This is a genomic window from Roseofilum reptotaenium CS-1145 (genome assembly GCF_028330985.1).
In the GTDB taxonomy this organism is placed as follows: domain Bacteria; phylum Cyanobacteriota; class Cyanobacteriia; order Cyanobacteriales; family Desertifilaceae; genus Roseofilum; species Roseofilum reptotaenium.
Genome location: NZ_JAQMUE010000014.1, coordinates 26,496 through 40,624 on the forward strand (window position 1 = coordinate 26,496; position 14,129 = coordinate 40,624).

14 protein-coding genes are annotated in these 14,129 nt (G+C 44.8%); 10 read left to right on the forward strand and 4 right to left on the reverse strand.

Annotation, left to right across the window (positions count from 1 at the left end; translation table 11 throughout):
• Positions 1-67: 67 nt before the first annotated feature.
• Positions 68-1,318, reverse strand: coding sequence for a bifunctional sterol desaturase/short chain dehydrogenase (locus PN466_RS01545; RefSeq protein WP_278002953.1), 1,251 nt, complete (start codon positions 1,316-1,318; stop codon positions 68-70).
• A gap of 280 nt (positions 1,319-1,598) precedes the next feature.
• Here PN466_RS01545 and PN466_RS01550 point away from each other — a divergent pair, with 280 nt between their 5' ends.
• From PN466_RS01550 to PN466_RS01575, 6 genes are all read left to right on the forward strand, one after another.
• Entirely contained in the window at positions 1,599-2,336 is a 738-nt protein-coding gene (locus PN466_RS01550; RefSeq protein WP_271936381.1) for a 2-phosphosulfolactate phosphatase family protein, read from the forward strand.
• A 27-nt stretch (positions 2,337-2,363) separates the two neighbouring features.
• Positions 2,364-3,365 (forward strand): zinc-dependent alcohol dehydrogenase family protein, encoded by a 1,002-nt coding sequence (locus PN466_RS01555; protein ID WP_271936383.1) that lies wholly within the window; start codon positions 2,364-2,366, stop codon positions 3,363-3,365.
• Between the two features lie 60 nt (positions 3,366-3,425).
• Positions 3,426-4,085 (forward strand): Uma2 family endonuclease, encoded by a 660-nt coding sequence (locus PN466_RS01560; protein ID WP_271936385.1) that lies wholly within the window; start codon positions 3,426-3,428, stop codon positions 4,083-4,085.
• 24 nt (positions 4,086-4,109) lie between these two features.
• Positions 4,110-5,303 carry a type IV pilus twitching motility protein PilT gene (locus PN466_RS01565; RefSeq protein ID WP_271936387.1) on the forward strand — a complete coding sequence of 398 codons (1,194 nt, stop codon included), beginning with the start codon at positions 4,110-4,112 and terminating at the stop codon, positions 5,301-5,303.
• Positions 5,304-5,409: 106 nt separating this feature from the next.
• Entirely contained in the window at positions 5,410-5,688 is a 279-nt protein-coding gene (locus tag PN466_RS01570) for a Nif11-like leader peptide family natural product precursor (protein ID WP_271936390.1), read from the forward strand.
• Between the two features lie 350 nt (positions 5,689-6,038).
• Positions 6,039-7,562, forward strand: a complete 1,524-nt coding sequence (locus tag PN466_RS01575; RefSeq protein WP_390889957.1) for a carboxypeptidase M32 — start codon at positions 6,039-6,041, stop codon at positions 7,560-7,562.
• 55 nt (positions 7,563-7,617) lie between these two features.
• On the opposite strand, the gene PN466_RS01580 is transcribed toward PN466_RS01575, so the two are convergent.
• Both PN466_RS01580 and PN466_RS01585 read right to left on the reverse strand, forming a co-directional pair.
• Positions 7,618-8,937 (reverse strand): M16 family metallopeptidase, encoded by a 1,320-nt coding sequence (locus tag PN466_RS01580; RefSeq protein WP_271936394.1) that lies wholly within the window; start codon positions 8,935-8,937, stop codon positions 7,618-7,620.
• A gap of 73 nt (positions 8,938-9,010) precedes the next feature.
• Positions 9,011-10,351: a M16 family metallopeptidase gene (locus tag PN466_RS01585; RefSeq protein ID WP_271936397.1), complete on the reverse strand. Its 1,341-nt coding sequence runs from the start codon at positions 10,349-10,351 to the stop codon at positions 9,011-9,013.
• 149 nt (positions 10,352-10,500) lie between these two features.
• On the opposite strand from PN466_RS01585, the gene arsC reads away from it, so the two are divergent.
• The 3 genes from arsC to PN466_RS01600 all read left to right on the forward strand — a co-directional run bounded on the left by arsC (position 10,501) and on the right by PN466_RS01600 (position 12,132).
• A complete protein-coding gene (gene arsC, locus PN466_RS01590) occupies positions 10,501-10,920 on the forward strand; it encodes an arsenate reductase (glutaredoxin) (protein WP_271936400.1) in 420 nt (139 codons plus the stop codon).
• 114 nt (positions 10,921-11,034) lie between these two features.
• Entirely contained in the window at positions 11,035-11,658 is a 624-nt protein-coding gene (locus PN466_RS01595; RefSeq protein WP_271936402.1) for an SMI1/KNR4 family protein, read from the forward strand.
• Positions 11,659-11,745: 87 nt separating this feature from the next.
• Positions 11,746-12,132 (forward strand): hypothetical protein, encoded by a 387-nt coding sequence (locus PN466_RS01600; RefSeq protein ID WP_271936404.1) that lies wholly within the window; start codon positions 11,746-11,748, stop codon positions 12,130-12,132.
• A 47-nt stretch (positions 12,133-12,179) separates the two neighbouring features.
• On the opposite strand, the gene PN466_RS01605 is transcribed toward PN466_RS01600, so the two are convergent.
• Positions 12,180-12,770, reverse strand: coding sequence for a TetR/AcrR family transcriptional regulator (locus tag PN466_RS01605; RefSeq protein ID WP_271936406.1), 591 nt, complete (start codon positions 12,768-12,770; stop codon positions 12,180-12,182).
• Between the two features lie 213 nt (positions 12,771-12,983).
• On the opposite strand from PN466_RS01605, the gene PN466_RS01610 reads away from it, so the two are divergent.
• Entirely contained in the window at positions 12,984-13,928 is a 945-nt protein-coding gene (locus tag PN466_RS01610) for an alpha/beta hydrolase (RefSeq protein ID WP_271936407.1), read from the forward strand.
• Positions 13,929-14,129: the final 201 nt, after the last annotated feature.

Here is a 14,129-nt window from a genome sequence, read left to right on the forward strand (position 1 = left end):
GGAATAGGCAATGGGGAATGGGGCATCTTGATGTCTCCCCATTTTTCAGAGGAGAATCAAACCACTTCTAGACCCCTTGTTGTTCGGTTTCAGTCTCTGGATCGAGAGAGGTAGCTTTTTGACTAAAGAATTGAAAATATAAGGAATTGCACCATTCTTTAATCGGAAACGCTAAAAACGTGATCGGGTTAATTGTCACAATAATATTGCGACTATCGGCTTTCGCTTGATGAATAATTTGCTCGGCGACCCAATCAGCAGATAACACTCCAATGGGATTCAGATTACTCTTAAACGGCCCTAAAATCAGTTTACGAACAATACAAGGGGCATCCAAACGACGTAGGGTAACTAGATCGCCGATGGTGCGTTTAGAGAGTTCATATAAGGGACTGAAAGCAGGTGAAACTTCGGCTTCAGACGTATTGACCCAAACTTCTTTACAAGCCATATCTCGGTTAGTGTGAATGGTTTTTAGGAATTGCTCCATCAACCGCCATGTGGAAAAAGCATTCACCTGATAGGACTGTTCGATCGCCTCTGGAGTGCGATCGCCATGCACATTAATGCCATGGTTGAGAATCAGAATATCAATCTTTTGCAGGTGAGCCTCTAGTTCCGCCTCTTTCCCCACTTGCCAAGAAATGGTCGGAATAGCTACAGCTTCAGAGTCAATGGTAATCTCAATATCACCCTCTCCAGAAGTGAGAGCGATGGGTTTTGCACCCTGTAAGTGTAGATTATAAAGCAGCGATCGCCCTAACGATCCAGAAGCACCCGTTACCGCTACCGTTTTGCCCTTTAAAGATAAAGCCGTTCCCATAATCCGATCCACCAATGTAAACGTGCCACAAAAATAAGCATTCTGATTATCAAAATGATGTCGCCAATGATAACTACGATTGACCATTCCCTGGCTAGGAATAGCATCAAATGCCCCTGGACGGTGAGTTGAGTCTGTCCACTCCTCCATTCCCGGAACTCCCGATCCTCGACCGATGGCCGTTAATAAAAACGTAGCAGAATAAAGAATGGCCGCCCCTATGCCCCACAGTTGATCGTTGAAATACACAGCTATAGCCAACCCTAAACTGGCAGAGAGTACCATCACCAGACTTTCCGGCACATCATTGTACCAATGGGCTTTTTGATAAATCTCTGTGCTAACGGGAGTCAAATCGGGGCGAAACACCCGATGATGCCAAACATGCAAGCGATAGAGGGGCTTCCAAACATGGGCTAAAGCATGATAACCATCACGTACACACTCCACAGCGGCGATCGCCAGTAAGCCCCAACCTAAACTCAGCCAGCTCAACCGATCCAGAGTATTCATCCACTCTGCCCATAATAGACCATCTAACGCAAACAAGAGTAGAACGAACCAACTGAACATACAGACTCCTACAGACCACCATCTTTATATCGCCCTATTTCTAGCGCCCAGCACTATAAGGGTTTCATCTCAGTTTACAATTGCTTTTCACGAATCACCATTCAGCTTACAGAATATGCGGTAAACTGTCGCTTAAATGCGGAAAGGTTCAAACAATCCTAAAATGGGATGTTGACTGTTACTCAAAACTCCAGGTGAGGTTGTGAAACTTTTTGTTTACCATACGCCCGAATTAACCCCGACTGACCATTTACCCGAATGTGCGATCGCTGTAGATGTTCTTAGGGCTACGACGACTATTGCCACAGCCCTTGACTCTGGCGCAGAAGCGGTACAAGTGTTTAGTGATATACAGAAACTGATGGATGTCAGTACGGAATGGCCAGAAGATCAACGTCTACGCTTTGGAGAGAGAGGAGGAGCAAAAGTTGAAGGATGCGATCTTGGCAATTCTCCCTTAAGTTGTACGCCAGAGGTGGTCAAAGGCAAGCGTATTTTTATGAGTACAACCAATGGAACTCGCGCTCTACAGCGGGTAGAAGCAGCAAAAAGCGTCATTACTGGAGCCTTAATTAATCGTCAATCAGTCGTCAATTATATTACCAGCCACGAACCAGAGAGTATCTGGATTGTTGGATCGGGATGGGAAGGGCAATTCTCCTTAGAGGATACCGTTTGTGCGGGGGCGATCGCCCATAGTCTGTTAACGGAATTTCCCCTGTCTTCTGCGGTTTCGGAAGTGAACGATGAAGTCATTGCTGCCATTGCCCTCTATCGCCAATGGCAAGAAGACTTAGTCGAGCTGCTCCAACAGGCTAGTCATGGTAAGCGACTACTGAGTTTAAATGGTATAGAAGATATTGAGTATTGTGCCCAACTCGATAGTGTACATGTTTTACCGATTCAGAAAGAACCTGGAGTTTTAGTCTCCCATCATTAACCATTTGGAGGTTGATCAACGTAACTTATGAAAGCGATTGTAATGAGCGCTCCTGGGAGGCCAGATGTACTACAACTCCAGGATGTCCCGGAACCTAAACTCGAAGGGGAGCGCCAACTGCTGGTGCGCCTGAAAGCGGCTGGAGTTAACCCCATTGACACCAAACTGCGAAAACGAGGAACCTTTTACCCCGATCGAATGCCTGCCATTCTCGGTTGCGATGGGGCAGGAGTCGTAGAGGCGATCGGATCAGGGGTGCAAAACTTTAAGGTCGGTGATGCAGTCTATTTTTGCAACGCTGGACTCGGCAGCCATCCGGGAAACTACGCCCAATTTGCCACTGTGGATGAACGGTTTGTAGCCCACAAACCTACCTCCCTCAGCTTTGCAGAAGCCGCCGCCGCACCCTTAGTGCTAATTACTGCCTGGGAAGCTCTCTATGATCGCGCTCACCTGCAACCGGGCCAAACCACCCTCATCCATGCTGGTGCGGGTGGAGTCGGTCATGTGGCCGTGCAGCTCGCTAAATTGCAAGGTGCATCGGTTTGTACCACTATCGGCTCCGTAGAAAAAGCTGACTTTGTGCAAAGCCTAGGTGGAGATCGAGCCATCTTTTATAAAGAAACCGACTTTGTTCAGGAAACTCTCAACTGGACATCGGGAGAAGGAGTTGACGTAGCCTTCGATACCGTGGGTGGGGCAACCTTTGCCCAAAGTTTTCCCGCAGTTCGCGTCTATGGCGATCTCGTCACTATTCTGTCTCCCGCCGCTGATACTAACTGGAAAATTGCCAGAGACCGGAATCTGAGCATTAGTTTAGAATTAATGCTCACGCCCATGGTGCAAGGTCTGGTGTATGCTCAACAAGATCAAGCCAAAATTCTCCAGCAGTGCGCTCGTTTAATTGATCGGGGAGACCTAAAAATCCATTTGGGAACTACTTTTGCCCTCAAAGATGCCGCAGCCGCCCATGAACTCCTAGAGAACGGCTCAATGATGGGCAAAATTGCCCTGTTGATTGAAGAATAGGGAATAGGAAAAACCTAATTTTTCCCTATTCCCTTCCAACGACATGAGGAGATAAAAGCCATGGTCATGACTGTAGGGCAAGTATATACCCAAGACCTCATCGGGGAACATCGGGTCACCTTACCGGGTTTGAACTGGCAAAACTATCAACAAATCCTTCAGGCGCTACCTGAACGTCGAGGGGCACGTTTAACCTATGATTGTGGCGTTTTAGAAATTACAGTGCCCTCCGAATACCATGAATTCTGCCTACGACTGATTGAACGCTTTATTCTGATTTTGATCTACGAAATGGGGATGAAAATTAAAACTATGGGATCGACGACCATAAACCGTGAATCCCTAGACCGTAGCTCTGAACCGGATTGTGCTTACTATATTCAACATCAGTCTCAAGTGGCTGGTCGTCCGGTCAATTTTGAGGTCGATCCTCCCCCCAATTTGGTGGTCGAAGTAGACATTACCCACACGGATATTGATAAAAATCAGTTCTATGCCAGCTTAGGAGTGTTGGAGTTGTGGCGCTATAACGGGAAAGAGTGGCGGATTTATCAACTGCAAGGGGAAGTTTATGAAGAGTGCGATCGCAGCCCCCTATTTCCTTGGGTAAAAAAAGCATATCTCTATAATTTCTTAGCCGAAGCCCAAAAGGACGAGATGGAAGCAGAGAAAACCCTTCGCGACTTTGTGTGCCAGAATATTAAAAGGGATAATGGTTAAAGCCGAACAGAGGAGAACCATAAAATGACTGTTTCTGATACCGATAAAGGTCAAAATTTAACAAAAAAACCCTTGCCTCCACCTAGCCACCCAGCCCAAATCTCAAAACCCTTTCAACCCGGAAATTTAATTAAAAAAATTGTTAAACACGCCCACGCCAATAAAGCCTCAGATGTTCATATTCGGGTTGGGCAGGTGACTCGATTTCGAGTGCGGGGCAAAATGATAAAGTTAAAAGAGCAAAATGCGGTTACGCCAGAACTCTTTGAACAGTATTTGGCTGATATTCTTACCCCAGAGCAACGGCAACAATTTGCCCAAGATAAGGAATTAGATACCGCCATATTTTATGAAGGATTGGTGCGCTGTCGGGTCAATTGTTTTGATTCCCTAACTGGGGGAGCGATGGTGTTACGGTTGATTAGTCTGGAGATTCCCACCATCGAGCAATTGGGTTTACCGGAAGTGCTACAAAATATCATTTGTAGTCAACAAGGTCTCATTTTAGTCACTGGGCCAACGGGGTCAGGAAAATCAACTACATTGGCAGCAATGATTGATTTTCTTAATAAGAGCGAACATAAGCATATTGTCACCATTGAAGATCCCATTGAGTATGTGCATCCATCCCATAAGTGTTTACTCAGTCAACGGGAAGTGGGTTTGCATACCCATGATTTTCACCAAGCCTTGCGATCGGTTTTGCGGGAAGACCCGGATGTAATTTTAATTGGGGAAATGCGCGATCGCGTAACTGTAAATACGGCTTTGCAAGCCGCTCAAACCGGGCATTTGGTGTTAGGAACCCTCCATACTCGCAATGCGATTAATGCCATCAATCGTCTTTTAAACCTTTATAATGCTGAAGAACAGCCATCAGTTCGCATTCAGGTAGCAGATTGTCTGGTGGGGGTTGTAGCTCAATTACTACTTCCGACCACGGATGGAAGAAGAACAGCCGCCCATGAAATCTTGGTGAATACTCCAGCGATGCAAGATTATTTATTGAAAGGCGCTGAAGAGGAAGCGTTCCAATTAATGCAAACGGGCGAGATGGAGGGCATGTGTGTGATGAATCAATCCCTGTATAAACTGATTTTAGATGGCCGGATTACGATTGAGGAAGCACAAAAGATTTCTGCTGATGCGGGTGAGTTGGATCGGTTAATGAGGACTGGAGGTTATGATACTCATCAATCTCCACGGGATTGGCAATAGTTAGAAAATTTTCAGTTTTGGAGCTGAATCAATACAGTACAATTATTCTCAGTAAGATTCTCAAGAGTTACGACTGGTCTACAAAATTAAGGAGGAGACAATTTCTATGTCTAAAGAGGAAGTAATACGGTTTTTGCACGAGGTGATGGACAATGAAAAGCCGGAACATCAAGATTTACGCGAAGCGTTGGAAGAAGCGACTAACCCAGAGACATTTATCCAAATCGTAAATAAAGAGGGATACGACTTTGAAATAGCTGAACTCGAAGAAGTAGCCCATGAACAGGGTGAAGCTAAAGGGATTACCATTCGTCGGCCAACGGGCGTGTGGCATTGGTTACGCAATGTCAATTGGCTCGATCGCACGAAAACGACATCGCCTTGATGGATGGCTAGTGTGGGAAGATATAGCAGAGAAAGAGTCAGTTAGGACTCCAGTTCAATACTGAAACCTATTCCCTATTCCCCATTCCCTATTCCCTAGCGCGCAGCGCTATAGAAAGGAAACCAGCGATCGAGACGGATTGGATGGCTGATTACTCTGGGTACTGTTTCCTTGAGGGTGTAAAACAGTATTCCCTCTAGAGGGATCTGTCCACTAAATTGAAAAAGGATATTTTTTTGCAGGGTGTCATCATTCCTATAGACAATATACAAAAACTTTAGCCACAATCTTATCGTGTTGCTTGGATAAAGTTTAATCCGATCACTTCAACCCATTCTCTTTGAAAAATGATAGCAACCCTGAAGTCTACAACTCCTCAATTAGAAGAACTAAAAACGCGGGTCACCGAGATCTACGATATTAATGCGGCTGTTTCCGTACTCTATTGGGATCAATCGACCTATATGCCCTCTGGAGGGGCTGGTGCGAGGGGACGACAGATGGCCCTCTTGCGCCAAATTGCTCATCAGAAGTTGACCGATCCTAGCTTAGGAAAGTTGTTAGCGGATTTACAGACTCAGGAGAAAACCTGGGATTATAGTTCCCCAGAAGCAAGTTTGATTCGCCTCACTTATCGGAATTATCAAAGAGCGATCCAAGTACCTGGGGATTTTGTGGCTCAGTTTTCGGCCCATCGCAGTCGATGTTATGAAGCGTGGGCTAAAGCTAAGGAAGAAGATAATTTTGCTCTAGTGCAAGCGGAGTTAGAAAAAAACCTAGATTTCACTCGCCAGTATGCGAATTTTTTTTCTGGCTATGATCATATTGCCGATCCATTAATTGAAGAGGTTGATTATGGGATGACGACGGCAACGCTGAGGCCGTTGTTTGCCCAGTTGCGTAAGGAGTTAGTCCCTTTGGTAGAGGCGATCTCCTCTTGTCCTCCACTCGATGTCTCCTGTGTACAACAAGGGTTCGATCGCCAAAAACAATTGCAGTTTACCCTGAATCTCCTGCGGCAGGTGGGGTATGATTTTTATCGCGGTCGTCAGGATGAAAGCTTGCATCCGTTTACTACCAGTTTTTCCATCGGCGATGTGCGGATTACGACTCGTGTACGGGAGAATGATCTGACGGAGGCTTTGTTTAGTACGATCCATGAGATGGGCCATGCTTTCTACGAGCAAGGGTTAGATCGAACTTTAGAAGGGACACCTTTAGCAGAAGGGACATCCGCTGGAGTCCATGAAAGTCAGTCTCGACTGTGGGAAAATTTGGTCGGGCGATCGCCAGAATTTTGGCAGTATTTTTATCCCCAATTGCAAGAAATGTTCCCAGAGGAACTGAAACCGGTGTCCTTAGATACGTTTTATCGAGCGATCAACCGGGTGGAGCGATCTCTCATTCGTACGGATGCGGATGAGGTTACTTATAATCTTCATGTGATGATTCGTTTTGATCTCGAATTAGAGTTATTAGAAGGATCGTTAGAAGTACGCGATCTTCCTGATGCTTGGAATGCTCGCTATCAGTCCGATCTGGGCGTGTGTCCGCCGAGCGATCGCCTGGGTGTACTTCAGGATGTTCATTGGTATACCTCGACGCTAGGAGCCATGTTCCAATGCTACACTTTGGGAAACATCATGAGCGCTCAAATTTATCAAGCCGCTCTCCAGGATCTTCCTCACCTTAAAGACAACATTGCCCAAGGTGATTTTGCCCCTTTACAGAACTGGTTAATCGATCATATCTATCAATTTGGCAGTGTCTATACTCCACTAGAATTAATGCAAAACGTCACAGGTAGCGATCTGAAAATCACCCCATTTTTGGATTACATTCAGCAGAAATATCGGCAGTTGTATGATTTCTAATAAGTGCAAACCCTAATTACCACAAGTAGGGGCGAAAAAACTTTCGCCCCTACAACTATGTCTCACTGTTAATCGAATCAACGATATTGTTTTCACCAACGACTTGTTCAGGGCCAACAATCGACAGACAGCCAGAAGTAAGATAAATTTTAGAAATAGCCTGGGCTTGGTCAAGGGTCACTTGAGCAATCGTTTCTTGAAAGTGGTCATCAAATTCAATTCCTAACCCAATGGTTTCATACCATCCCAAAATTTGGGCAATCTGGGAATTGGTTTGTTTGCCTAATGCATATTGCCCCAGCAGTTTATTTTTACTCGTACTCAAGTCATCTAGGGTTAGGGACGTTTCGCTTAAGCGCTCGACTTCTTCTTGTAGGGAAGTAATGGCAATTTCCGTATTACTCGGAGCAGTCCCCATATATACGACAAACTGGGACAAATCTTGACGAGTGGGATAAAAGGCGGAAACATCATAGGCTAATCCCCGTTTTTCCCGCAATTCCACAAACAAGCGGCTCGATAAGCCATTACCTAAATAAGTATTGAGCAATTTCAACACGGCATAATCTGGACTCTTGACCGGTGCGCCTGGATAGCCGACCATGACAATGGATTGTTGGGTGTCTTGGGGTTGAATGACAGGAGATATCCCAGACATCCGATCGAGATTGAAGGGTGGAAAAGGCGCTTGAGGGATGGGTTTTTCTGGTGCTTCCCAATCGCCTAAGATATCCTCAACTAAGGAAACAGCTTCTGATACATTAATCCGTCCACAGATGCTAATGACTAAGTTATCGGGACGAAAATGGGCTTTATGGAAGGCTTGTAAATCGTTCTGGGTAATGCGCTCAACACTTTCTAGGGTTCCCAGAGTCGATTTTCCGTAGGGATGATCCCCATACATGGCTTCGCGCAAGCCTTTGAACGCTAAGGAAAACGGTTGTTCTTGGGATTGGCGAATACTTTGTAAAACTAGGCGCTTTTCTAATTGTATTTGCTCTAGGGGAAAAGTGGGCGATCGCATCAACTGGGCGACTAACTTAAATAAAGGCACAAAATCCCCAGAAACGGTTTTCAGACTCATGAGAAAATAATCTGCGGCTGCATCTGCACCACAGCTTGCTCCCACCGACTCAATTTGTTCGGCAATATCTGACCAAGAAAAGTCCGGGGTTCCTTTGGTGAGCAAGGAGGCGACTAAGTTAGCGATACCTGCTTTTTCCGGAGGATCGCAACTGCATCCAGAGCGCAAAAACCAACGACTCGAAACAATATCGGCGATCGCATTTTCTACCACTAACAGCACAATACCATTGCTCAGTTGCAAGCGAGAGGCTCGATTCGATTGAAGTGAAGAGAGAAGACTAACTGTCATGTCAATTAAAAATTAAAAATCATGGGTAATGGGCGATCTCCGAGTTCCCCTATCCCCCCATCTCCCCACACCGTCACCACAACGGTTTCAACTGGGTGACAACATAGCGATCGGGGTGTAAATATTCTCCAGCTACACGCTGGATTTCTTCGGGAGTGAGAGAGCGCACTCGATGGGGATAACTCACCGCTTGCCTGGCTTGAGCGACGGTATTGTAATATCCATATAATCCTGCCAATTGACTAGGGGTTTCCGTAGAGAAGGCATAATCATTACACAGTTGACGCTGGCACGATCGCAATTCAGTCTCCAAGATGGGGGTTGTGCGGAGGGTATCCAGGCGATCGCGAATCAACAATTCTACATCGTTCAGATATTTCGGCTCTAGCCAAGCTGTAATTGTAAACAGGCTAGAATCCTGTTGCAGAGAAAAGTCACTGCCAACCCCATAAGCTAAACCCTGTTCTTGTTGTAATTCTCTCACGAGACGGGAAGTCCGTCCACTGGCTAAAAGTACGGAAATTAAATCCAGAGCATAAGCGTCACTGAGGCGATCGACTCCTGGCCCTAGCCATGCCATCATTAATCTGGCTTCTTCTAAGCGAGGGTACTTGAATTCCTTTCTACGAATGGTTTCTAGAGGAAAAATCGAAGGTGCTTTTCGGGGTTTGTAGCTATGGTCTGGGGTGAGGTGGTGCGGCGATAATGGAACCCATTGCTTGGGGGATCTTCCTTTTTTCTCACTGCTCCTTTCTTTTTTAAACCCCACAAAACTTTTACTGACTAAATGAATCGCTTCCGTTTCCGTAATATCTCCGACTAACACCACGGTCATATTCTCCGGTTGGTAACACTGCTGATGAAATACCTGCATTTGTTGCGGAGTATGGGTTAAGACTTGTGCTTGCGTTCCCAGTACAGAGCGTCCATAAGGATGATCGGGATATAAATTTTCCAGCAAAGAAGAAAACCCTAGCCAGTCTGGATCGTCCTGAACTTGTCTTATTTCTGACATTACTACTTCTCGTTCTTGCAAAAATTCCTCTTCCGGAATCGCCGGATGGAGTAAAATTTGGGCTAAATAGGGTAGGGTATCAGCCAGATGATGAACAGCAGTATTAATGTAGAAATGAGCATAATCATAGCTGGTGGCCGCATTACTGACACCACCTCGATTTTCGATGACTTGGTCAAATATCCCCGGCCCAATGCGAGATGTTCCTTTGAACACCATATGTTCTAGGAAGTGGGCGAGTCCGGGTGCGTCTTCTGGTTCTTGCATTGCCCCTGCTTTTACCCACACATCCGCAACCACTGCGGGGGTGGCTGACATTTGCTGATGGATCAGGGTTAAGCCACTGTCTAGTTTTAGGGTGCGAGCCGGAAAATGGGGGAGCGACAATAATTGTGCCAAGGGTTTGACAGGTTATATTATTTGATCACGAGATATTACACGCTTTTTTTTGATTTTTTTGTAGTTTAGGATACAAAATAGTGGCGAGTTGAGTCGGGGTGACAGATTAATTAAAAATGATATAAATAATTCAAAACTAATAAAAAACCATGATTGTCATACATCATAACCCAGACTGTGGCACGTCCCGCAATGTTCTCAAAGCGATTGAAACGGCTGGCTATCAACCCATCATCATCGAATATTTGAAAGAAGGCTGGACAAGACCTCAGTTGTTAGCTTTATTTGCTGCTGCTAACTTAACCCCATCGACCGCTTTACGCAAAACTAAATCTCCAGCAGACGAACTCGGTCTTTTAGCACCCAATGTAACCGATGAAGAGATTCTCAATGCTATGCTAGAGTACCCAATTCTGGTGAATCGTCCCATTGTCTGTACTGAAAAAGGGGTTAAACTCTGTCGTCCTAGCGAAGTTGTCCTCGAGCTTCTGGAAAAATGGCCCCCCGGTCCCTTTGCTAAAGAAGATGGAGAACTCATCATCGATAGTAAGGGTCAACGAGTTAGTTAATTCGATTCTATTCCTCTATCTAGGATTTAACAGTTTACGCTCACCTCTATGTATTCCAATTCGGAAACAGAAATTAATAGAGGTGTCTTTATATTCTTTCTTGATGATGATAATATGAGTGCGAATCGTAATTTGAGTTTAGTTGAAATTTTGGAAAAAATCCTCAATTATACTTCTATCGATGATCGAGTAAGAGCCAAGTTAAGACCGGGACTTTCAAGACAAGAAATTCAAGCAAAAGTGTGCCATTTTAATTTTCCGTTCTCCCTTCCTCAAGAAGTTGAAGAACTCTATCAGTGGCACGATGGATTCGATCTTGATGATTATGACTGTCAATTATTTCATTATCACACTTTTTTAACCCTTGATGAGGCCTTAGAGACATGGAAAGACTTTCAGGACGATGGCTTTATTCAAAAGGATTTACTTCCACTCTTTACTTTTGAGGGAGAGTGGTACTGTATACAAGTAGAGAAGACCAAACAAGAAAGTGGGCAAATTTGGTTTGTTTATCACGATGATGGTATTGTTTATGACAGTCTCAAGGCTATGTTATTCTCAATTTTAGAGTGTTATGAAGTTGGAGCCTATCAACCCATCCTAAAAAATGGTCGGGTGTATACAGAAGTCGATCGGGAAAAAGTGGCTGAGGTTAAGCTCAAATATAATCGAGTACGCCAACAAACACTTAACCAATATGAAAAACATTTTTCAGGAGATTTTTACGATCATCCTTAAGATTTTGATGAACTACATCATCATTATGATAAAATAAAGGTCTATACTACCCCGAATTCGATCCACTAAATTCTAAAAAGAGTCAAGATGAGCAAGGGATCTAGAATTGCGATCGCAATCGTTTCATTAATCTCAGCAGTGGGATTCTTCATGACTGCCCTCGATCCGAGTGGATTGCCTGCTGGTGCTTCAGTATTTTATGGTCTGGCCATACTGTGTATCGTCATCGCCATTGCTTGCCTGTTTGCACAGACTCATCCAGTAACCTTACGTATTATCGGTACAGTCATTTTTTGCGCCTATATTGCCTATGTTATTGACAGTTTCCAGACTGATAATTTAGGTCGTGCCATTGTCGGCTTTATGGTTTGGGGTATTCCTTCGGGTTATTTAGCAGTCATGGGTAGATATCCATCCTGGGGAACAGCATCAGAAGGATTGAATCCTAAAGACGACCAGAGCAAAATTGAGTAAATACTTAATTTTACCAATCACTCAAAAAGAAAATACGATGCAAGAGTTTATGGATCAGTCTTGTAGTGAGACAGAAACATCGCAACGCAGTCTTGCATTACCCCTTCTCGTGTCAGTTTCTCACCCAGGAGGAATTCCGGCCAGAAGAAGAAGTTCTTTACCAATCCCAACAATTGGCTGGTGGCATATTCAGGATCGGCATGACGCAACGCACCAGCCTCCATGGCATCTTTGATGAGCTCGGTGATGGGATAGTCATGCGTCATCATTTCTGCAAAGAATGCTCGCGACCTTTCCAGATCGCGCAGAAGCTCAGAAATCACCATCCTGTTTAGCCCCATGGTCTCAGGCTCGGCGATCGCGGCAACATAGCGCTCCAAAGCATCGACAAGCTGCATATCCAACGGTTGGTCAGGATCGTAGGCGACTGGCTCCATGGCAGTGTTTCGCTCGATCATGATCTGAGAAATTGCCTCGAACAGCTCTTCCTTGCTTTCAAAGTGATTGTAGAGCGTACGACTCGAAACACCCGCACGCTTGGCGATTCGAGTGGTGTTTGCCCCGAGAAACCCTTGTTCCCGGAACTCCTCAATGGCTGCCTCGATAATGTTTTTTCGTTTCTTTTCAGTGAGTTTCATGTGGGTTGACCTGTTGCTCTGCCCAAAAAGTAAAATTTACTCTTTACATTTTTGAATTTATGTCCTAGTATGAATAATGTAAACACAAAATTTTACTTTTGCCACCTGAACATGGGATAAAAAATGGCAAGAACCTGTACTCTCAGCCTTGACAGTAGCTGCATAGTTAAAAATTACGCTTTCAATGCCAAACAACCCGAAAGGACAAAGAAAATGACAAACCAAACTCTCACTGCTGGCGACAACAAAGTAACTTTCAAATCCTTTGGAATGGATTTGGTTGGCAATCTTTACCTTCCCGAAGGTTTTGATGAAAACAAGAAGTATAAGGCAATTGTGAGCGCCAGCCCGTTCCCACAGGTCAAAGATCAAATTCCGGCAACTTACGGACCGGAAATGGCCAAAAAAGGATTCGTCTTCTTGGGGTTCGATTACTTGGGGATGGGAGATTCTCCAGCACTCCCAGGGGAGTTCAAACAATCAAGGTACATGTTCAGGCTGATTGAAAATACCTGGGATGCCGTTTCATACTTGGGAACGCTTCCATTCGTCGATGAAATCTACGGTCTGGGTGTGTGTCAAGGTGGCTCAATTATCGCATCAGCAGCAGTGACAGATCATAGAATTAAGAAGATTGCTATGGTTTCAGGCATGATGGCAGCGGATGAATTCCAATGGGCTAACAAAGAAATGGTAAATCAACAAATTGCCGCCTCAAATGCTTCGATGCAAAAGATGTATGAAACAGGAGAACCGGACTATGTTGCCCCTATTGGACTTACAGATGATCAATCAAGAGAAGAGTATATTGAGTTAAATGTTAATCCAATGGCTGCTGAAACCTATGACTACTATGGAAGAGATGGGTTTAGAGGACCGAAGGCGGTTAAAACTTTTACCAACATGCATATCGGCGATCAGGGCATGCAGTCTCTCTTCTCTATAGGCGCAGCCTATGCAGACAAGATTGTTCAGCCTTCTCTGGTTATATATAGCAAGTCGGCCTGGACAGCTATTTGCTCAACTCAGTTTGTCGAGAAGCTAACCAATGAGCATGAAGTCCTGACTTTCGATGAGTTTGGTCATGTTGATTTCTACTACAAGCCAGACGCTGTAAAAGCGTCAACCGATGCCGTGGCTGAGTTCTTCAACAAGTGAATTGATTAGGTAGAGGTCATAGTATGACCTCTACCTAATCAATTCACTCTTCTGTCAAACTGGGAAAACACTTGTCTTGACTGAATTCTAGAATTCTTGCAGCATCCGCGATCGCGACAGTTTTTCCTAACAGAAACTCAAAAATCTAAGTCATATCAAATCCTTAAATGTTTGCTACGCTGTAGGGGCGAGCGGCCGCTC

Bases quoted from the DNA above. Each gene is read 5' to 3' on its own strand.
- PN466_RS01580 (WP_271936394.1), bottom strand. From the start codon at position 8,937: ATGACAGTTAGTCTTCTCTCTTCACTTCAATCGAATCGAGCCTCTCGC.
- PN466_RS01600 (WP_271936404.1), top strand. From the start codon at position 11,746: ATGAGCAAGGGATCTAGAATTGCGATCGCAATCGTTTCATTAATCTCA.
- arsC (WP_271936400.1), top strand. From the start codon at position 10,501: ATGATTGTCATACATCATAACCCAGACTGTGGCACGTCCCGCAATGTT.
- PN466_RS01605 (WP_271936406.1), bottom strand. From the start codon at position 12,770: ATGAAACTCACTGAAAAGAAACGAAAAAACATTATCGAGGCAGCCATT.
- PN466_RS01570 (WP_271936390.1), top strand. From the start codon at position 5,410: ATGTCTAAAGAGGAAGTAATACGGTTTTTGCACGAGGTGATGGACAAT.
- PN466_RS01610 (WP_271936407.1), top strand. From the start codon at position 12,984: ATGACAAACCAAACTCTCACTGCTGGCGACAACAAAGTAACTTTCAAA.
- PN466_RS01565 (WP_271936387.1), top strand. From the start codon at position 4,110: ATGACTGTTTCTGATACCGATAAAGGTCAAAATTTAACAAAAAAACCC.
- PN466_RS01560 (WP_271936385.1), top strand. From the start codon at position 3,426: ATGGTCATGACTGTAGGGCAAGTATATACCCAAGACCTCATCGGGGAA.
- PN466_RS01595 (WP_271936402.1), top strand. From the start codon at position 11,035: ATGAGTGCGAATCGTAATTTGAGTTTAGTTGAAATTTTGGAAAAAATC.
- PN466_RS01555 (WP_271936383.1), top strand. From the start codon at position 2,364: ATGAAAGCGATTGTAATGAGCGCTCCTGGGAGGCCAGATGTACTACAA.